We start from the raw sequence: 16,786 nt of genomic DNA, 5'->3' as shown, positions 1-16,786 counted from the left end.
GTTATGAAAAAAATATTACTATTAGGTGCGTTCTTCGTGTTTGGTCTTACAGCGGCTACCGCACAGGAAATTGCTGCAACAAAAAAAGTTACAACTGAAGTAAAGAAAACTAAAAAGACCAAGAAGTCTAAAAAAGTTACTGCTCCTGAAGTTAAAGGACCGGGTATGGTTTTTGAAAATGAAACTATCGATTACGGAACGATTAACCAAAATGCGGATGGTCAAAGAGAATTCGTGTTTACAAACAATGGAGACCAACCTCTAATCATCAAGAGTGCACAGGGATCTTGTGGTTGTACAGTGCCTGAGGCTCCGAAAGAACCAATTGCTCCGGGTGCTAAAGGAGTTATTAAAGTAAAATACGATACGAACAGAGTAGGTACGTTTCAGAAAAATGTTACGATTACCTCAAATGTTTCGGAAACTCCTAAGTTGTTAACGATTAAGGGTGATGTGAAAGCAAATCCAGTTCCTGCAACTCCGGCTCCGGCTCAGACTCCGGTAACTCCGGTTCCTGCTCAGGAAGTGAAAAGCTAATTTTTATAAAAAATACATAGGAAGCCTTCAAAATGTTTATTTTTGGAGGCTTTTTTAATGCAACAAAATGAGAAAACTTGCCAACAGCGAATTGGAACGCAAAAATATAGAAGAGTTTAAGCAAGCTGCCAAAACGCCGCTAATCATCATTCTGGACGATATCAGAAGCCTGCATAACATCGGTTCGGTGTTCAGGACGGCCGATGCTTTCCTGATTGAGAAAATTTACCTGTGCGGAATAACCGCCACACCTCCCAATAAGGAGATTCATAAAACGGCTTTGGGTGCCACGGATACGGTAACGTGGGAATATGCAAAAGATGTTCTGGAAGTTATCGGAAATCTGAAAAAAGAAAATGTCGCTGTTTATGCCATTGAACAGGTTGAGAATTCGGTGATGCTGAATGATTTTCAGCTGCAGGAAAATCAAAAATACGCCCTGGTTTTCGGAAACGAAGTCAAAGGAGTGGCGCAGGAAGCGATTCATCTGAGCGACGGTGTGATTGAAATTCCGCAGTTGGGAACCAAACACTCACTGAATATTTCGGTAAGTGCGGGCATCGTGGTTTGGGATTTGTTTCAGAAAATAGCTAATTTGAAAATGGAGTAATTTGAATATTTGAAAATTATTTGGAGCTTATCTTTTCAAGTATTTTCAGATAATCTTCCTGGTTTTCCACAAAATCCATATCGGAAATATCAATAATTAGAATGTTTAAATCGGTCTGGGTTTTGATGTAATCCAGATAGCCCTGATTGATTTTTTCCAGATATTCAGCAGGGATTTCCTGTTCGTAAGAACGTCCGCGTTGTCTGATCTGATCAAGAAGACGTTCGGTGTTCTGATATAAATACACATACAAATCCGGTTTGGGCATTTCCTTGTGGATAATGTCAAACATGGTTTTATAGAGTCTGTATTCGTCTTCGGCCAACGTGACTTTGGCAAAAATAAGCGATTTGAAAATATGGTAATCGGCCACAATGAAATCCCTGAATAAATCAAATTGCGCCAAATCATCTGACAATTGTTGGTAACGGTCGGCTAAAAACGACATTTCCAACGGAAACGCGTACCGGTTCTGATCCTTGTAGAATTTTGGTAAAAACGGATTGTCAGCAAAACGTTCCAAAACCAGTTTGGCATTGAAATCTTCTGAAATTTTGGCAGATAACGTTGTTTTTCCTGCGCCGATATTACCTTCAATGGCGATGTAGTTGTACTGTTGGAAGTTGTGATTTTCCAGAGGCGTACTCAGATTATCTACTGCGACACATTCGCTTTTGTCTTCTGTTGCTTTTATCAGTTCGGCTATTGATTGGTTTGTCTTCGGATGGAGCCAGCCGGAATCCAAATCATGCATCGGTAATAAAACGAACAATCGGTTTTGCATCTGCGGATGCGGAATGTGTAACGTTTCGGTTTCCAGAACGAGTTCGTCAAAAGAAATAATGTCAATATCAATAATCCTGGCCTGATAGCCTTGCTGTTCACTTCGGATTCTTCCCAGATGTTTTTCGGCCTCCAGAATTTTGCTCAAAATTTTATCCGCGGAAAAAGCCGTGTGCAGCAATAAAGCGCAGTTGTAAAAAGCATCGCTTTTAAATCCCCAGGAAGGCGTTTCGTAAACTTTAGATACACGAATAACAGTGCCTATGGTTTTGTGGATTAAGGAGATACAGGTTTGGATGTTCTCCAGGCGATTTCCCTGATTACTTCCTAGCGATAAAACAACTTGATGCTGACAGTCCATAAAACAAAATAACTAAAAGTATTTTACAAATGAAGTGTTTTTGTGCGCACTGTTGATAACTTATTTGTTGGCCTTTAGTGTAACAATTTTAACATTTCAGCTACTTATCTTAAAAATAGAATTACGATGAAATTTTTAGGAAATGTACTGGCTACAATCGTTGGATTGTTTGTGTTTTTTATGATTCTCTTCTTTGGGATTGTCCTGGTTAGCGTTGTTTTCGGCGGTGACGGGGATCATGTGAAAGTGAAAGCTGATTCGGTCATCGAATTGGATCTGAAAGAGGTGACTCAGGATTACGGAGGGCAATTCAAATTTACCGATTTCGATTATTTTGAAACCAAACACGATGGGGTTTCGGATGTTTTAAATGCTATAGAAGCGGCCAAAACCGATGATAAGATTAAAGGGATTTCTATTCTGAATAATGAATCCAGGATTGGATTGGCACAGAGTAAAGCCATTCGACGAAAACTGGAGGAATTTAAGAAGTCAGGAAAATTCGTGGTGGCGTATGCCAATGCTTTTTCGCAAAAGGAATATTATCTGAATTCCGTAGCGGATACGGTTTACCTGAATCCGGTAGGAGAACTGGATTTCAAAGGGATAGCAGCGGAAATACTCTTCTTTAAAGATTTTGAAGATAAATCCGGGGTTAAAATGGAGGTAATCCGTCACGGAAAATACAAAAGTGCTGTGGAGCCTTTTCTAGAAAACGAAATGAGTTCGGCCAATCGCGAACAAATGAGTGCTTTATTAAACTCGATTTGGAGTTCTGTGGTGACCGATATTTCCAAAAGCAGAGATATTCCGGTAGACAGTCTGAATGCGATAGCTAATTCGCTTGGGGCAAGAACTCCCGAACTAGCTAAACAAAAACGCCTGATCGACAGGATTGCATATGAAGACGAGTACCACAACGGTATCCGAAAAGCTTTGAAAGTGGATAAGGCTGAAGAGTATCATAAAATAAGCATTTTGGATTATGCCGAAAATGTAGCCAGAACCAATTTGGGTTACGGTAAAAAAGACAAGATTGCCATCATTTATGCTCAGGGAGAGATACAGTCGGGCGAAGGTGATGTGACTTATATAGGAGAAGGTTCGATGCGTCGTTCTTTAGAAGAGGCGCGTAACGACGACAAAGTGAAAGCGGTGGTTTTACGTGTGGATTCTCCGGGAGGAAGCGCATTAACCTCTGAACTGATCTGGAGGGAAATCGAACTGACCAAAAAAGTGAAGCCTGTTGTGGTTTCCATGGGGAATTTAGCGGCTTCCGGCGGTTACTACATTTCGTGTAATGCCAACACTATTTTTGCGGAATCCAGTACGATTACCGGTTCCATCGGTGTTTTCGGCGCCCTGCCTAACTTCCATCCTTTGGCGACGAAATTGGGGATTAATGCCGAACAGGTAAGAACGCATCAGAATGCATCGGGATACAGTGTTTTTGAGCCTATTGACAATAAGTTTAAAGAAGTGGTGACGGAAAGTATCGAAACCATTTACACAACCTTTCTGAAACGTGTAGCGGATGGCCGAAAAATGACTGTTGCTCAGGTGGATTCTATCGCTCAGGGGCGTGTCTGGACAGGAGCCGATGCTTTAAAATTAGGTTTGGTGGATAAAATTGGCGGAATGGATGCAGCCATCAAACATGCGGCAAAATTGGCAAAAGTTAAAGAATACAGAACAGAAGATTATCCGGAATACGAAAAAACCTTTGAAGATTTGCTTCGAAGTTTAGGAGGTATCTCGATGTTCCAATCCAAAGAAGCGCTGATAAAAGAAGAAATCGGAGAAGAAAACTATCAGGTTTTAGACCGAATCCGAAAAGTGAACGAACGAAGAGGTGTTCAGGCTGTAATGCCTTTCGAGTTAAACATTCAGTAAAAAATCCTTGACATTACTGACCAAACCAACTTATTTATGTTTTCATTAATAAGTTGGTTTGATTTTTGTGTTAATTTCGTGAGATAAATAATTTCAGACATGGTAAAGAAGATTTTAAAGATTACGGGTGTTTCCCTGTTGGTTATTGTTGTTGCTTTGGCGGCGACACCTTTTTTGTTTAAAAACAAGATAAAAGAGTTGGTGGCCAAATCCATAAATGAAAATGTAGACGCCAAAGTAGCATTTGAAGATGTCGGATTGAGTCTGTTTAAAAATTTTCCCAACGCCAGTGTTACCATTGATAAACTGAGCATTATTAACAAAGCACCTTTTGAAGGAGATACGCTTTTTTATGCCGGTGAGGTCAATCTGAAAATGTCGGTGAAAGAATTGTTCAAAGGAGAAGGTGAGGCCATGAACATTGAAGGTTTTTCTTCAAAAGACGGACTGGTGAATATCATTTTCAACAAAGACGGTATCGGTAATTTTGATATCGCTTTGAAAGATGATAAGCCTGAAGACGAATCAAAAAGTAAGCCTTTTGCCATGAGTATTCAGAAGTATTCAGTGGAGAATCTGCGTTTTCGTTATACGGATGAGAAATCGAAAATCAAAATGGTTATCGATAGCTTAAACCATGAAGGAACCGGTGATTTAGCCGCAGACAACTTAGACTTAAAAACGAAATCAACCGCAAAACTGTCGTTGGACATGGATAAAATGAACTACATGAACAATGTGGCTTTGTCTTTGGATGCCGTTTTGGGGATTGACATGAAAAACCAGAAATATACCTTCCGAAATAATAAGGCGTTAATCAACCAATTGCCGTTGGAATTCGACGGATTCATTCAGATGGTCGAAAAAGGTCAGGTTTACGATCTGAAATTCAAAACACCGACTTCCGATTTTAAAAATTTCTTAGGATTGATTCCGGCAGCTTATGCGGGTAATATCAATACGGTGAAAACAACGGGTGAGTTTAGGGTGGATGGAACCGTAAAAGGGAACTTGACCGATACGACAATTCCAAAATTCAATATCGCTATCGCGTCCAATAATGCATCGTTTCAATATCCTGATTTGCCGAAATCGGTTCAGAATATCGTAATTGACACTAAGATTATCAACGAAACCGGTCTGATGAACGATACTTATGTGAATCTGGATAAATTGTCATTCCGAATCGATCAGGACGTTTTCAACGCGAAAGCAAACATCAGAAACATAAGTGAAAATGCGTTAGTGAATGCCGAGCTGAAAGGAGTAATCAATTTGGCTAACGTGACTAAGGCATATCCCGTGAAATTGGACAAACCGCTTTCCGGAATTTTGAAAGCCGATGTGGTAACGAAATTCGATATGAAATCGGTGGAAACCAGTCAGTATCAGAACATTCAGAATTCGGGAAATATAGCGTTGAGCGGATTTAATTATACAGGTCCGGAAATGGCAAAACCGGTTCAGATTTCACAGGCGGTTGTGGCGTTTAACCCGAACCAGATTCGTCTGAATCAATTGGATCTGAAGACCGGAAAATCAGATGTGCATCTTACGGGAACGTTGGATAATTTCTACGGATTCGTATTCAGAAATCAGATTCTGAAAGCCAATTTCAATATGAATTCGAATCAGTTTTTGGTTTCCGATTTTATGACGCCTTCCGCTCCGACTACAGAAGGATCGGCTAAGAAAGAAGCGGTTAAAATTCCGGCTTTCCTGGATTGCGCAGTTACTGCTAAGGTGAATACCGTTGTGTACGATAATCTGACACTGAAAGATGTGTCCGGAAAAATGATCATCCGCGACGAAGCGGTAACACTGCAGAATTTAAAAACCAGTATTTTTGACGGGGTAATCGGTGTGGACGGTGTAGTTTCCACCAAAGGAAAAGTACCGACGTTTAAAATGAATTTAGGACTGAATAAAGTGGATATCGCCAAATCCTTCACACAGTTGGATATGCTGAAATCGATTGCTCCGATTGCCGGGGTAATTGACGGAAAACTGAACTCCACCATCAAGCTTTCCGGGAATCTGGATGCTATGGAAATGACACCGGATCTGAAAACCATTTCGGGAGATTTGTTCGGGCAATTACTAAGTACCAGGGTAAATGCGCAGAATTCACAGTTATTGTCTTCGTTGGCATCGAATGTGAAATTTATTGATGTGAATAAACTGAATCTGAATGATGTGAAAGTGGCTTTGGCTTTTGATAACGGAAGGGTAAATGTGAAGCCCATTGACCTGAAATATCAGGATGTTAAAGTAACGGTAGGCGGAACGCACGGTTTTGACCAATCGATGAATTACAACCTGAAATTTGATGTTCCTGCGAAATATTTAGGGCCGGAAGTGGGTAAGTTGTTGTCAAAACTAACACCGGCAGAACAGGGTAAACTCGAAAATGTTCCGGTAAATGCAACCATGACGGGAAGTTTTAAAAGTCCTAAAGTCACTACTGATATGAAGCAGGCGGTGACTAATGTTACCACGCAATTGGTGAATTATCAGAAAAACAAGTTGATCAATCAGGGAACGTCTGCATTAGGGAATTTGCTTGGCGGTACAAAAGGGAATACTTCGACTCCAAAGGATACAACCAAAACGGCGACACCAAAACCGGATGTGAAATCGGCTGCTGAAAGCGCCATAAGAGGTTTGTTGGGAGGTAAGAAGAAAAAAGAAGAGCCGAAGCCGCAAACGCCTTAAAAAATCTCAATTGGTGTTGGTGTCTGAAAAAATAACAGGCAGAATATTTATAACACAGATTTCACAAATTTTGCACAGACTGACTCGTGTGGATTTGTGAAATCTGTGTTTTTTATGATCGGAGTATCAATAGTTGTATTTTCTTAGGATACATTGATTTTAACCACATAGCCTTCAAAAGTCCGCACATTAAAAACCGTACCGTCTTCAAAGATGAGGTATTGTCCTTTTACGCCGGAAAGTTTTCCTGAAAAATGAGGTGTTTTGTCCAGGTTTAAACTGTTTACTTTTTTCGGATATTCCAAAACGGGATAGACTAAATCATATCTTTTTTCAGGAACAGCCGTAAAATAGGGTTGGACTTCTTCCGGAATGAGATTGCCTAAACTGTTTCTTTCGGCAACGATATCCACATTGGGAATGTCGTTTTTAAGCATTTTCTGCCAGTTGGTTTTGTCGGCATAATGATTTTTTAAAGCGACTTCGGTAATCCCGGCCAAATAGCGATTCGGTACTTCCACAATCGGCACCGCCTGAATCGCACCCTGATCAATCCAACGTGTCGGGACCTGAGTTTTTCGTGTTACGCCGACTTTTACTTCACTGGATAAAGCCAGATAAACGATATGAGGTTGTAACTGTACTCGTTTTTCGTATTCCAGGTCGCGGTCTTCAATATCCAGATGTGCCGTGCTTAATTCCGGTTTCATGATCCAATCTCCTGCCGAGGCACTCGACATGAAACAATCGTAACAAAATCCCTGACGGAAAATTTTCTTCTTCTTACCGCAGTTTAAACATTGGTAGCCCTGAAAGGTAATTTCCAATTCTTTGTTAAGCAGTTGGTTAATGTTTAAAAAGCTGTTTTCAAAAACAAGATAATACTGAATCGGGTTTCCGAATTCGGTTTGCATTTTCGTCAGTACGCCTTCGTATGTCATTTTTTTAGGATTTGAAAATTCAGGAATTAGGTTCGGCAGGCAAAATTATCGCTAAATTTTGTTATTTTTGGTAAAACCGTAAAGTTATAAATCATAATTTACAATTCATAATTACGAAAAAATGCCATTAACCATTATAAATTCGATTGCTACCTGGATTTTAAAAAAACGAATTCATCAGATGGAATTGTTTTTAAAGTATCCCAATGAGGTGCAGGAAGAATTACTGTTCAATTTAATTCGTTCGGCGGAAGGAACCGTGCTTGGCAGGAAATATGAGTTTTCAACCATCAAAAGTTATAAAACCTTTTCCGAACGGCTTCCAGTGTCAACTTACGAAGAACTCGAGCCTCTGATTGAACTTACCCGTAAAGGCGAACAGAATGTTTTTTGGGGCACGCCTATTAAGTGGTTTGCCAAGTCTAGCGGTACGACCAATGCAAAGAGTAAATTCATACCGGTAAGTAACGAGGCTTTGGAAGATTGTCATTACAAGGCGAGTAAGGATCTGTTGTGCCTGTATCTGAATAATAATGAGGAGTCGGAGTTGTTTACGGGAAAAAGCCTTCGTTTGGGAGGAAGTAAACAGTTGTATGAGGATAATAATACCTTTTTCGGGGATCTGTCGGCGATTCTGATTGATAACATGCCTTTTTGGGCTGAATTCAGCAGCACGCCAAGTAATAAGGTGTCGCTGATGAGCGAGTGGGAAACAAAAATTCAGGCCATCATTAACGAGACCAGAAATGAAAATGTAACGAGTTTTGCAGGTGTGCCGTCATGGATGCTGGTATTGCTGAATAAAATGCTGGAAGAAACCGGAAAAGAAAATCTATTGGAAATATGGCCGAATTTGGAAGTCTATTTTCACGGAGGGGTGAGTTTCGAACCGTATCGTGAGCAGTATAAGAAGATTTTGCCGAATCCGGATTTTAAATTTTATGAAATTTATAATGCCTCCGAAGGATTCTTTGCGATTCAGGATCTTAACAATTCAAGTGATTTATTGCTGATGCTGGATTACGGTATTTTCTATGAATTCATTCCGATGGACACTTTCGGGACGCTGAATCAACGTGTAATACGTCTTGCGGAAGTCGAGGTAGATAAAAATTATGCGGTGGTAATAACTACTAATTCGGGATTGTGGCGTTATCTGATTGGAGATACGATTCGTTTTACCTCTTTAAATCCGTACCGCATTCGCGTGACCGGACGAACAAAGCATCATATCAATGTGTTTGGGGAGGAGTTGATGGTTGAAAATACCGATATGGCTTTGGCAAAAGCTTGTCAGCAACTGAATTGTGAGGTAATTGATTATACGGTGGCACCGATTTTTATGGAAGGAAAAGAAAAAGGAGCGCATGAATGGATGGTGGAGTTCAGAAGAAAACCTGCTGATATGGAAGTCTTTGGTAAATTGCTGGACGAATGTTTACAGGAAGTGAATTCGGATTATGAAGCGAAACGATACAATAATATGACATTAAACCCGTTGGTTTTGAATGTAGCGCGTACCAATTTGTTTTACGATTGGCTGAAAGAGCAGGATAAATTGGGCGGACAGCATAAGATTCCGAGGCTGTCAAATCAGAGGGATTATTTGGAGCAATTGAAAGCGTTACAGTTTTCTGAAACAGTTTAAATTATGAGAAAGGTATTGATTTTTGGAATGTTAATGGGGGTGTTGGCGTCTTGTGGTCCGAGAAGATTGGGGTGCGGTCCGGGAAGATGTGAAGTGGTGAAACCTCAAAAAGCCTTGGTAAAGCCTTGTTAAACCTTATATTGGTGTAAAAAAAAAGTCCTGCTAAAAGCAGGACTATTTTTTTTCTTACTGTATTTAAAATACTAGTGAGCAGCTGGAGCTTCAGCAGCTGGAGCAGCAGCAGGTGCAGCTTCAGTAGCAGGAGCAGCTTCAGTAGTAGCAGCAGCAGTATCAACAGCTTCAGTTGTAGCTTCAACAGCCTCTTCAGCAGCAGGAGCAACTTCTTCAGTTACAGTTTCTTCTTTTGCAGTTTCTTTACATGATACGAAAGAAACACTCATCATAGCTACTAAAGCTAAGCTTAAAACAACTTTTTTCATCTTACTAAATTATAAAGGTTAATTATTAATTCGGGGCAAAGATATAAATTTTTTGATATGATAAAATAATTTTTTTCATTTTTTCAAAAAAATATATTCCATTGGAACCCACAGCTATAAAACAAATTTCGTGCCATAAAAAACAAATTGAATTTGTAAGTGAAATTTTCTTTTGCTTTTTTGTATCTGTTTGATTTACAGTTTTATGTTATTTTTTCTTCTTTTTTGAAGGTGTAACCAATTTCATCTCGTCAATCAGGTTTTTTGCACCTGCATATTTGTCAATTACGAATAAAACGTAACGCATATCAACCATAATATTCCTACATATGGATGGGTCGTAGTGAATGTCGCTCATAGTGCCTTCCCAAACGCGGTCAAAATTCAGTCCGATTAGGTTGCCGTTCGCGTCTAATGCGGGACTGCCAGAGTTACCTCCTGTGGTATGATTGGTTGCGATAAACGCTACCGGCATTTTGCCGTTTTTATCTGCATACTGTCCATAATCTTTCGCATTATACAGGTCTATCAGTTTTTGAGGAACGTCGAACTCATAGTCGCCCGGAATGTATTTTTCCATCAATCCGTCAAGATAGGTCATCGGAGCATAGCTTACGGCATCACTTGGATTGTAGCCTTTCACTTTTCCGTAAGTCACACGAAGCGTGCTGTTGGCATCCGGGAAAATACGTGCCGATTTCGGACTCAATTCCAAAATGGCTTTCATATACGTACGTTGTAATGCGATGTTTTTCAGGTTTAACTCGTCGTATTTCGGAGCTACATTCTTATTATAAGCGTCTGCAATTGTTTTTACCAGTTGGAATGCCGGATCCTGATTCATTTTTTCAATCACTGATTTTGCGTCACCTTGCAATAATTCTTTCAATCCGTTATAAGAAGTCAGTTTTGAAGTAGTGAAAATCGTTTTGGCACTCGTTTCCGGGTTGATGTTTTTAATCGATTCCGGTAAAAACTGCTGCGGTGATTTTTTAGAATACAAGGCAATCAGTTGTTCGTACACTTTCTCATCCACATTAGCGTTGAAATCTTTATATAAAGGTTCGAATCCTGCAATCAGGTTGGCTTTCTTGTCGTTAAAAGCTTGTTCGCCTTTGGTATTGTAAACTTGTTCCAATTGGTACAAGCGGTAACCGAAGTTTAAGATTTCGGTATTTCTTAAAACAACTTCCGAAAAGTAATCTCTCGCTAAAGCGTAAGAAGCAATGGCTTCATAATTGGTTTTGAAATCAGCTAATAAATTGCCGTATTCTGCCTGTTTTCCGGCTTTATTGATTTTGTCCGTTAAGTCTTTTTCGAATTTTTGCTTGATGGTAACCGCATCCGATTTTTTCAGACCTTTTGATTCGCCAATCCATTTTTTCCAGTAATTGGCCACTTGTGCATATTTAGCCGCGTATTGGATTTTGATAGCGTTGTCTTTTCTCATGAAACCGTCCTGTGTTTTTAAGGCACGGTCACGAATTTCAATTTTAGCCGGGTTCAATGAGTTAACGATTTGCTCCACGGCATACGAAGGCAAATACTCCTGAGTTCTGCCCGGGTAACCCATTACCATCGTGAAATCATTTTCCTTAACGCCTTTTATGGAAACCGGGAAGAAATGTTTCGGTACATAGGGTACGTTGTCTTTGGAGTATTCTGCCGGACGGTTGTCTTTCCCCGCATAAATTCGGAACAAAGAGAAATCGCCGGTATGACGCGGCCAAACCCAGTTGTCGGTATCCGAACCGAATTTCCCGATTGAAGACGGCGGAGCGCCCACCAAACGAATGTCTTTGAATGTTTCGGTTACAAATAAAAGGTATTGGTTTCCGTCATAAAAAGTTTTGATGCTGTTTTCCTGCCAAGATTCTTTTGGAAGGGTTTTGTTCAGCATCGCGATGTTCTCCTGAATTTTCTTTTGTTTTTCCGCTTCTGTCGGAAGATTGGCAACACTTTCCATAACCTTATTGGTTACGTCTTCGATGCGAACGATAAAAGTTACGAACAGGTCTTTATTGGGTAATTCCTCTTCCATTTTATAGGCCCAGAAACCATTGGTCAGGTAATCGTGTTCTACCGAAGAATGGCTTTGGATGTTGTCAAATCCGCAGTGGTGGTTGGTCAGGATTAATCCTTTCGGGGAAATCACTTCGGCAGTACAACCTCCGTCAAAATGAGGAACGGCATCTTTTAAACTGGAATGGTTCACGGCGTAAATATCATCGGCGCTGATTTTCATTCCCAGATTTTTCATTTCAGTTTCGTTCATTCCTTTCAATAAAGAAGGAACCCACATCCCGCCTTGTTGGGCGTATATAGGAAGAACGAATAAAATAATAAGGAGTCTTAGAAATTTCATTGTGTTATTTGTTAAGGGTGTTTTTGTACTATGTATTTCATTATTTTACGATGATGTATGGTAAAATCGCAGGCAAGATACAATTTTTGTGCATTTTCATTGTGCTCTTCCGCTTCGAGGTAGATTGTTTTTAACTTTAATTTAAGAGCTTCTGTCTGAATAAACTGAATAGCTTTTTTTCCGATTCCCTTGCCCCGTGCGTTTTCAGAAAGATACAATTCGTCCAGAAAAGCTATGGTTCCGCCGTATTCAAAACTGAAAACAAACGTCAGAATTACGTAGCCGACATTCGTATTGTTATGGTAAATCAGCCAAGCTCGTCCCAAATGTTTATTTTCGATAAATTCCTTAAAAAGTACTTTCGATTTTTCAATGTTGATCGGATAATTATCGATGGCATAAAATTCCTGCATCAGAGGAACAATCGTGTCGATGTCTGATAAGGTAAGGGTTTTGAATGTTGTTTCCGGATTCATCTTAGGTAAGAATGTGTTTCAGAATCGTATTCGTAGCGCCTTTATTCATCTGAACAAAAGTGCCGCAGATATGTCCTTTTTCGTAACGTTCATCTTCGTTTTGTGTCAGCAGATCAAAAGCCTGATTCAGTTTGTTCTGATTCGCAATCGAAATACAACCTTTAATATTTACCAACGCCGTGGCTTCTGCGAAATGGGAATAATTCGGGCCAATCACAATCGGGATTCCGAAAGTCGCCGGTTCCAGCAGATTGTGTACGCCTGGATTTCCGAAACCGCCACCCACATAAGCGATGTCGGCATAACTGTAAATTTTGGTCAGAATACCGATGGTGTCTATGATGAAAACCTGATAGTCGGCTAAATTAATATTCTCTTTTTCCGAAAACAAAACCGTTTTCTTTGCAATCCCACTTTTTAATTGCTGAATCTGTTCCGGTTTGATGTTGTGCGGCGCAATGATGAATTTGAGATTGTCATCCGATTGATTGATGTAATTTATCAATAAAGATTCGTCTTTCGGCCACGAACTTCCGATGACAATAGTGGTAGTGTCGTTTCTGAATTGTTCGATAAAATCCAATGAATTGTCACGGTCCAAAATGGAAACCACACGATCGAAACGGGTGTCACCGGATACTTTTACATTATGGAAGCCGATATTTTGCAAAAGTTTCTTTGAATTTTCATTCTGAACAAAAAAGTAATTAATGTTTTTCAGTGCGTTTCGGTAAAAACCGCCGTACCATTTAAAGAAACTTTGCTTTTCCCTGAAAATTCCTGAAATCAGATAGGTTTTGATGTTTTGATTTTTAAGTTCGTTCAGGTAGTTGGGCCAGAATTCGTATTTGATGAAAAAAACCATCTCGGGATGCACCAGCTTTAAAAAGGTTTGTGCATTTTTTTTAGTGTCCAACGGAAGGTAAACGGTCACATCGGCAACCGTATTATTTTTGCGGACTTCATATCCGGATGGCGAAAAGAACGTCACCACAATTTTATGGGTCGGAAATTTTTCCCTGATTTGTTCCATCACCGGAAGTCCCTGTTCGTATTCGCCTAGCGAGGCGGCATGGAACCAAATGGTTTTGTCGGAAGCTGAAATTTTATCGGATAATGTGCTGAAAACCGACTTCCGTCCATCAACAAACAATTTTATTTTCGGACTGAATAAAGCCACTGTTTTCAGGAGAAATCCCGCAATCTGAACCACTAAATTGTAGAGAAAAAACATAACGTTCCTTTTGTCGCGCTAAAATACGGTTTCTTTTTATTATCCTTAAATCATTCTGGTTTAATTCGTACTTTTGCGTGTTTAAAAAATCGTTTTTCAAATGAGAAAGTTACAAATGGTTGACCTGAAAAGTCAATACGAAAAAATAAAAGATACCGTAAACGCTTCTATCCAGGAGGTTTTAGATAGCAATACCTATATTAACGGACCGCAAGTGCAACAATTCCAGAAGAGTCTTGAAGATTATTTGGGTGTGAAGCACGTGATTCCGTGCGCTAATGGAACCGATGCTCTGCAAATCGCGATGATGGGATTGGGATTGGAACCTGGTGATGAAGTTATTACTGCCGATTTTACTTTCGCGGCAACTGTTGAAGTGATTGCGTTGTTAAGGTTAACGCCTGTACTGGTGGATGTGGAAATGGACAATATGAACATTTCGATCGAAGCGATTAAAAAGGCTATTACACCAAAAACGAAAGCGATAGTTCCGGTGCATTTGTTTGGTCGTGCGGCTAACATGGATGCGATCATGGATATTGCTAAAGAACATAATTTATATGTGATTGAGGATAATGCGCAGGCTATTGGTGCTGATTTTACCGGAAGAGACGGTGTTAAACGAAAAGTTGGGACTATTGGCCATGTAGGGGCAACGTCATTCTTCCCGTCTAAAAACTTAGGTTGTTACGGAGATGGGGGAGCGATTTTTACCAATGATGATACTTTGGCGCACACACTTCGCGGTATCGTGAATCACGGAATGTATGTGCGTTACCATCACGATGTTGTCGGTGTAAATTCACGTTTAGACAGTGTTCAGGCAGCTGTTCTGAATGCCAAGTTGCCATTATTGGATTTGTATAATGAAGCAAGACAAAACGCAGCCCGAAAATATTCGAAAGGATTTGAAGGGCATAAAAATATCATAACGCCAACTATACCTGATGAATGTGATTATCATGTTTTTCACCAATATACCTTGCGTATCGTTGATGCAAACCGAGATGCGTTGATGGAACATCTTCAGGTGAAAGGAATTCCGTGTGCCATTTATTACCCGATTCCGTTACACAGTCAGAAGGCGTACCTGGATACCAGATATAAAGAAGAAGATTTTCCGGTAACCAACCAATTGGTAAAAGAAGTAATCTCATTGCCGATGCATACCGAGTTAGATGACGAGCAAATCAAGTTTATTGTCGATTCTGTCTTGGAATTTTTCAATTAGTCATTTAAAAACTGTATTTTTATAACATCAAAAGAAGCAATTGTTATAATTAAAAATCAATCAATGAAAATACTCGTTACAGGTGGTTTGGGTTTTATAGGGTCGCATACGGCGGTGGAATTGCAAAATCAGGGTTTTGAAGTTGTGATTGTGGATGATTTGTCGAACTCTTCCCTGGAAGTATTAGATGGGATATCCCGCATCACCGGCAAAATTCCTGCTTTTGAAAAACTGGATTTGCGTGAGAAAAATGCCGTTCAGGATTTTTTTAAAAGACATTCCGATATTTCGGGAGTGATTCATTTCGCAGCGTCAAAAGCGGTGGGAGAGAGTGTGGAAAATCCGTTACTGTATTATGAAAACAACATTAGTTCCTTAATCTACGTGCTTCAGGAATTAGAGAAAAAAGACGATGCCCGTTTTATTTTCAGTTCTTCCTGTACGGTTTACGGTCAGGCCGAAAAAATGCCAATTACCGAAGACGCACCGGTTCAGGAGGCAATGTCGCCCTACGGAAATACAAAACAAATAGGTGAGGAGATCATTAAGGATGTTGCGAAAGTGTCCGACATTAATGCCATTTTACTGCGTTATTTTAATCCGATCGGCGCGCATCCCAGTGCTGAAATTGGTGAATTGCCTATCGGCGTTCCTCAAAATTTAGTGCCTTTTATCACACAGACGGGAATGGGTCTTCGGGCAGAATTATCCGTTTTCGGAAACGATTATCCCACACCGGACGGAACCTGTATACGTGATTACATTCATGTGGTTGATTTGGCAAAAGCGCATGTGGTGGCATTACAGCGTTTAATCGAAAAGAAAAATTCTGAAAAAGTCGAAACTTTCAATGTGGGAACCGGAACCGGAAGCTCTGTTTTGGAAGTGATTCATGCCTTCGAAAAGGTCAGTAATCAGAAGTTACCCTATAAGATAGTAGGCAGAAGGGAAGGGGACATTACCATTGCCTATGCCAATACGGATAAAGCCAATGCGGTTTTGGGATGGAAGGCCGAATCCACGTTAGAGGAATCCCTTGCCAGCGCCTGGAAATGGGAACAGAAAATCAGAAAAGTATTTGCTAAATAATAAAACTCCCAAATCAGTAACGGTTTGGGAGTTTTTATATAAAGTAACGTTGTTTTGCAAATAAAAAAAGGCCGGCGAACCGGCCTTTAAAATTACTTTTTAACAGCTTCTTTAGCGTCTTTTGCAGCTTCTTCTACTTTAGCAGCACCGGCAGCAGCAGCGTCTTCTACTTTAGCAGCAGCAGTGTCTACAGCAGCTTCTGTTGCAGCAGCAGCAGTGTCTACAGTTTCAACCATTTCAGTTGCAGCAGCATCAGTTGCTTCTTCCATTTTCTCTTCAGTTTTTTCTTTACAAGAAACCATCAATGCTCCAACGAACGCTAAGGCTAAAAGTGTTTTTTTCATTTGTTGATTTTTTAAGAATTAATAATCATTTATACTTATGGATAAAGTTAAAATAAAATTTTAATAAAAAACAAAACAGGTAAAAAAAAAATAGGTTGTAAAACAAACTATTCCGAGAG

General features: G+C 40.0%; 15 protein-coding genes. 8 read left to right on the top strand and 7 right to left on the bottom strand.

The window, feature by feature from the left end; genetic code table 11:
• Positions 1-3: 3 nt before the first annotated feature.
• Together FLJC2902T_RS04270 and FLJC2902T_RS04265 are read left to right on the top strand one after the other, a co-directional pair.
• The gene (locus tag FLJC2902T_RS04270) at positions 4-537 is read left to right on the top strand and encodes a DUF1573 domain-containing protein (protein ID WP_023578543.1); all 534 of its coding nucleotides are present in this window, start codon (positions 4-6) and stop codon (positions 535-537) included.
• 67 nt (positions 538-604) lie between these two features.
• Positions 605-1,147 carry an RNA methyltransferase gene (locus tag FLJC2902T_RS04265; RefSeq protein WP_023578542.1) on the top strand — a complete coding sequence of 181 codons (543 nt, stop codon included), beginning with the start codon at positions 605-607 and terminating at the stop codon, positions 1,145-1,147.
• Between the two features lie 16 nt (positions 1,148-1,163).
• Here FLJC2902T_RS04265 and folK read toward each other — a convergent pair whose 3' ends face one another.
• Positions 1,164-2,291: a 2-amino-4-hydroxy-6-hydroxymethyldihydropteridine diphosphokinase gene (gene folK / locus FLJC2902T_RS04260; protein WP_023578541.1), complete on the bottom strand. Its 1,128-nt coding sequence runs from the start codon at positions 2,289-2,291 to the stop codon at positions 1,164-1,166.
• A 126-nt stretch (positions 2,292-2,417) separates the two neighbouring features.
• On the opposite strand from folK, the gene sppA reads away from it, so the two are divergent.
• Complete coding sequence (gene sppA / locus FLJC2902T_RS04255) at positions 2,418-4,184, top strand: signal peptide peptidase SppA (RefSeq protein WP_023578540.1); 1,767 nt, start codon at positions 2,418-2,420, stop codon at positions 4,182-4,184.
• A gap of 99 nt (positions 4,185-4,283) precedes the next feature.
• Positions 4,284-6,899, top strand: a complete 2,616-nt coding sequence (locus FLJC2902T_RS04250) for an AsmA-like C-terminal region-containing protein (RefSeq protein WP_023578539.1) — start codon at positions 4,284-4,286, stop codon at positions 6,897-6,899.
• Between the two features lie 143 nt (positions 6,900-7,042).
• Here the strand turns inward: FLJC2902T_RS04250 and FLJC2902T_RS04245 are convergent, their stop codons facing one another.
• On the bottom strand, positions 7,043-7,840 hold the full coding sequence (locus FLJC2902T_RS04245) for a DUF2797 domain-containing protein (protein WP_023578538.1): 798 nt from the start codon (positions 7,838-7,840) through the stop codon (positions 7,043-7,045).
• Positions 7,841-7,961: 121 nt separating this feature from the next.
• Here FLJC2902T_RS04245 and FLJC2902T_RS04240 point away from each other — a divergent pair, with 121 nt between their 5' ends.
• Entirely contained in the window at positions 7,962-9,488 is a 1,527-nt protein-coding gene (locus tag FLJC2902T_RS04240; protein ID WP_023578537.1) for a GH3 auxin-responsive promoter family protein, read from the top strand.
• A 3-nt stretch (positions 9,489-9,491) separates the two neighbouring features.
• Complete coding sequence (locus FLJC2902T_RS16555; protein WP_023578536.1) at positions 9,492-9,620, top strand: hypothetical protein; 129 nt, start codon at positions 9,492-9,494, stop codon at positions 9,618-9,620.
• Positions 9,621-9,691: 71 nt separating this feature from the next.
• Here the strand turns inward: FLJC2902T_RS16555 and FLJC2902T_RS04235 are convergent, their stop codons facing one another.
• The 4 genes from FLJC2902T_RS04235 to FLJC2902T_RS04220 form a co-directional block, all read right to left on the bottom strand.
• Positions 9,692-9,928: a hypothetical protein gene (locus FLJC2902T_RS04235; RefSeq protein WP_023578535.1), complete on the bottom strand. Its 237-nt coding sequence runs from the start codon at positions 9,926-9,928 to the stop codon at positions 9,692-9,694.
• A 208-nt stretch (positions 9,929-10,136) separates the two neighbouring features.
• A complete protein-coding gene (locus FLJC2902T_RS04230) occupies positions 10,137-12,293 on the bottom strand; it encodes a S46 family peptidase (RefSeq protein ID WP_035677113.1) in 2,157 nt (718 codons plus the stop codon).
• Positions 12,294-12,304: 11 nt separating this feature from the next.
• Complete coding sequence (locus FLJC2902T_RS04225) at positions 12,305-12,769, bottom strand: GNAT family N-acetyltransferase (protein WP_023578533.1); 465 nt, start codon at positions 12,767-12,769, stop codon at positions 12,305-12,307.
• A gap of 1 nt (position 12,770) precedes the next feature.
• Positions 12,771-14,003, bottom strand: coding sequence for a 3-deoxy-D-manno-octulosonic acid transferase (locus FLJC2902T_RS04220; RefSeq protein WP_023578532.1), 1,233 nt, complete (start codon positions 14,001-14,003; stop codon positions 12,771-12,773).
• A 100-nt stretch (positions 14,004-14,103) separates the two neighbouring features.
• Between FLJC2902T_RS04220 and FLJC2902T_RS04215 the strand changes: the two genes are divergently transcribed.
• Positions 14,104-15,234, top strand: a complete 1,131-nt coding sequence (locus FLJC2902T_RS04215; RefSeq protein ID WP_035677108.1) for a DegT/DnrJ/EryC1/StrS family aminotransferase — start codon at positions 14,104-14,106, stop codon at positions 15,232-15,234.
• A 63-nt stretch (positions 15,235-15,297) separates the two neighbouring features.
• Positions 15,298-16,323: a UDP-glucose 4-epimerase GalE gene (gene galE, locus FLJC2902T_RS04210; RefSeq protein WP_023578530.1), complete on the top strand. Its 1,026-nt coding sequence runs from the start codon at positions 15,298-15,300 to the stop codon at positions 16,321-16,323.
• Between the two features lie 92 nt (positions 16,324-16,415).
• Here galE and FLJC2902T_RS04205 read toward each other — a convergent pair whose 3' ends face one another.
• Positions 16,416-16,667, bottom strand: a complete 252-nt coding sequence (locus tag FLJC2902T_RS04205) for a hypothetical protein (protein WP_023578529.1) — start codon at positions 16,665-16,667, stop codon at positions 16,416-16,418.
• Positions 16,668-16,786: the final 119 nt, after the last annotated feature.

Source organism: Flavobacterium limnosediminis JC2902 (genome assembly GCF_000498535.1).
Lineage (GTDB): Bacteria > Bacteroidota > Bacteroidia > Flavobacteriales > Flavobacteriaceae > Flavobacterium > Flavobacterium limnosediminis.
This window is presented reverse-complemented; position numbering and strand designations above follow the sequence as displayed.

Bases quoted from the DNA above. Each gene is read 5' to 3' on its own strand.
- FLJC2902T_RS04205 (WP_023578529.1), bottom strand. From the start codon at position 16,667: ATGAAAAAAACACTTTTAGCCTTAGCGTTCGTTGGAGCATTGATGGTT.
- folK (WP_023578541.1), bottom strand. From the start codon at position 2,291: ATGGACTGTCAGCATCAAGTTGTTTTATCGCTAGGAAGTAATCAGGGA.
- FLJC2902T_RS04220 (WP_023578532.1), bottom strand. From the start codon at position 14,003: ATGTTTTTTCTCTACAATTTAGTGGTTCAGATTGCGGGATTTCTCCTG.
- sppA (WP_023578540.1), top strand. From the start codon at position 2,418: ATGAAATTTTTAGGAAATGTACTGGCTACAATCGTTGGATTGTTTGTG.
- FLJC2902T_RS04245 (WP_023578538.1), bottom strand. From the start codon at position 7,840: ATGACATACGAAGGCGTACTGACGAAAATGCAAACCGAATTCGGAAAC.
- FLJC2902T_RS16555 (WP_023578536.1), top strand. From the start codon at position 9,492: ATGAGAAAGGTATTGATTTTTGGAATGTTAATGGGGGTGTTGGCGTCT.
- FLJC2902T_RS04270 (WP_023578543.1), top strand. From the start codon at position 4: ATGAAAAAAATATTACTATTAGGTGCGTTCTTCGTGTTTGGTCTTACA.
- FLJC2902T_RS04250 (WP_023578539.1), top strand. From the start codon at position 4,284: ATGGTAAAGAAGATTTTAAAGATTACGGGTGTTTCCCTGTTGGTTATT.
- galE (WP_023578530.1), top strand. From the start codon at position 15,298: ATGAAAATACTCGTTACAGGTGGTTTGGGTTTTATAGGGTCGCATACG.
- FLJC2902T_RS04230 (WP_035677113.1), bottom strand. From the start codon at position 12,293: ATGAAATTTCTAAGACTCCTTATTATTTTATTCGTTCTTCCTATATAC.
- FLJC2902T_RS04265 (WP_023578542.1), top strand. From the start codon at position 605: ATGAGAAAACTTGCCAACAGCGAATTGGAACGCAAAAATATAGAAGAG.
- FLJC2902T_RS04240 (WP_023578537.1), top strand. From the start codon at position 7,962: ATGCCATTAACCATTATAAATTCGATTGCTACCTGGATTTTAAAAAAA.
- FLJC2902T_RS04235 (WP_023578535.1), bottom strand. From the start codon at position 9,928: ATGAAAAAAGTTGTTTTAAGCTTAGCTTTAGTAGCTATGATGAGTGTT.
- FLJC2902T_RS04215 (WP_035677108.1), top strand. From the start codon at position 14,104: ATGAGAAAGTTACAAATGGTTGACCTGAAAAGTCAATACGAAAAAATA.
- FLJC2902T_RS04225 (WP_023578533.1), bottom strand. From the start codon at position 12,769: ATGAATCCGGAAACAACATTCAAAACCCTTACCTTATCAGACATCGAC.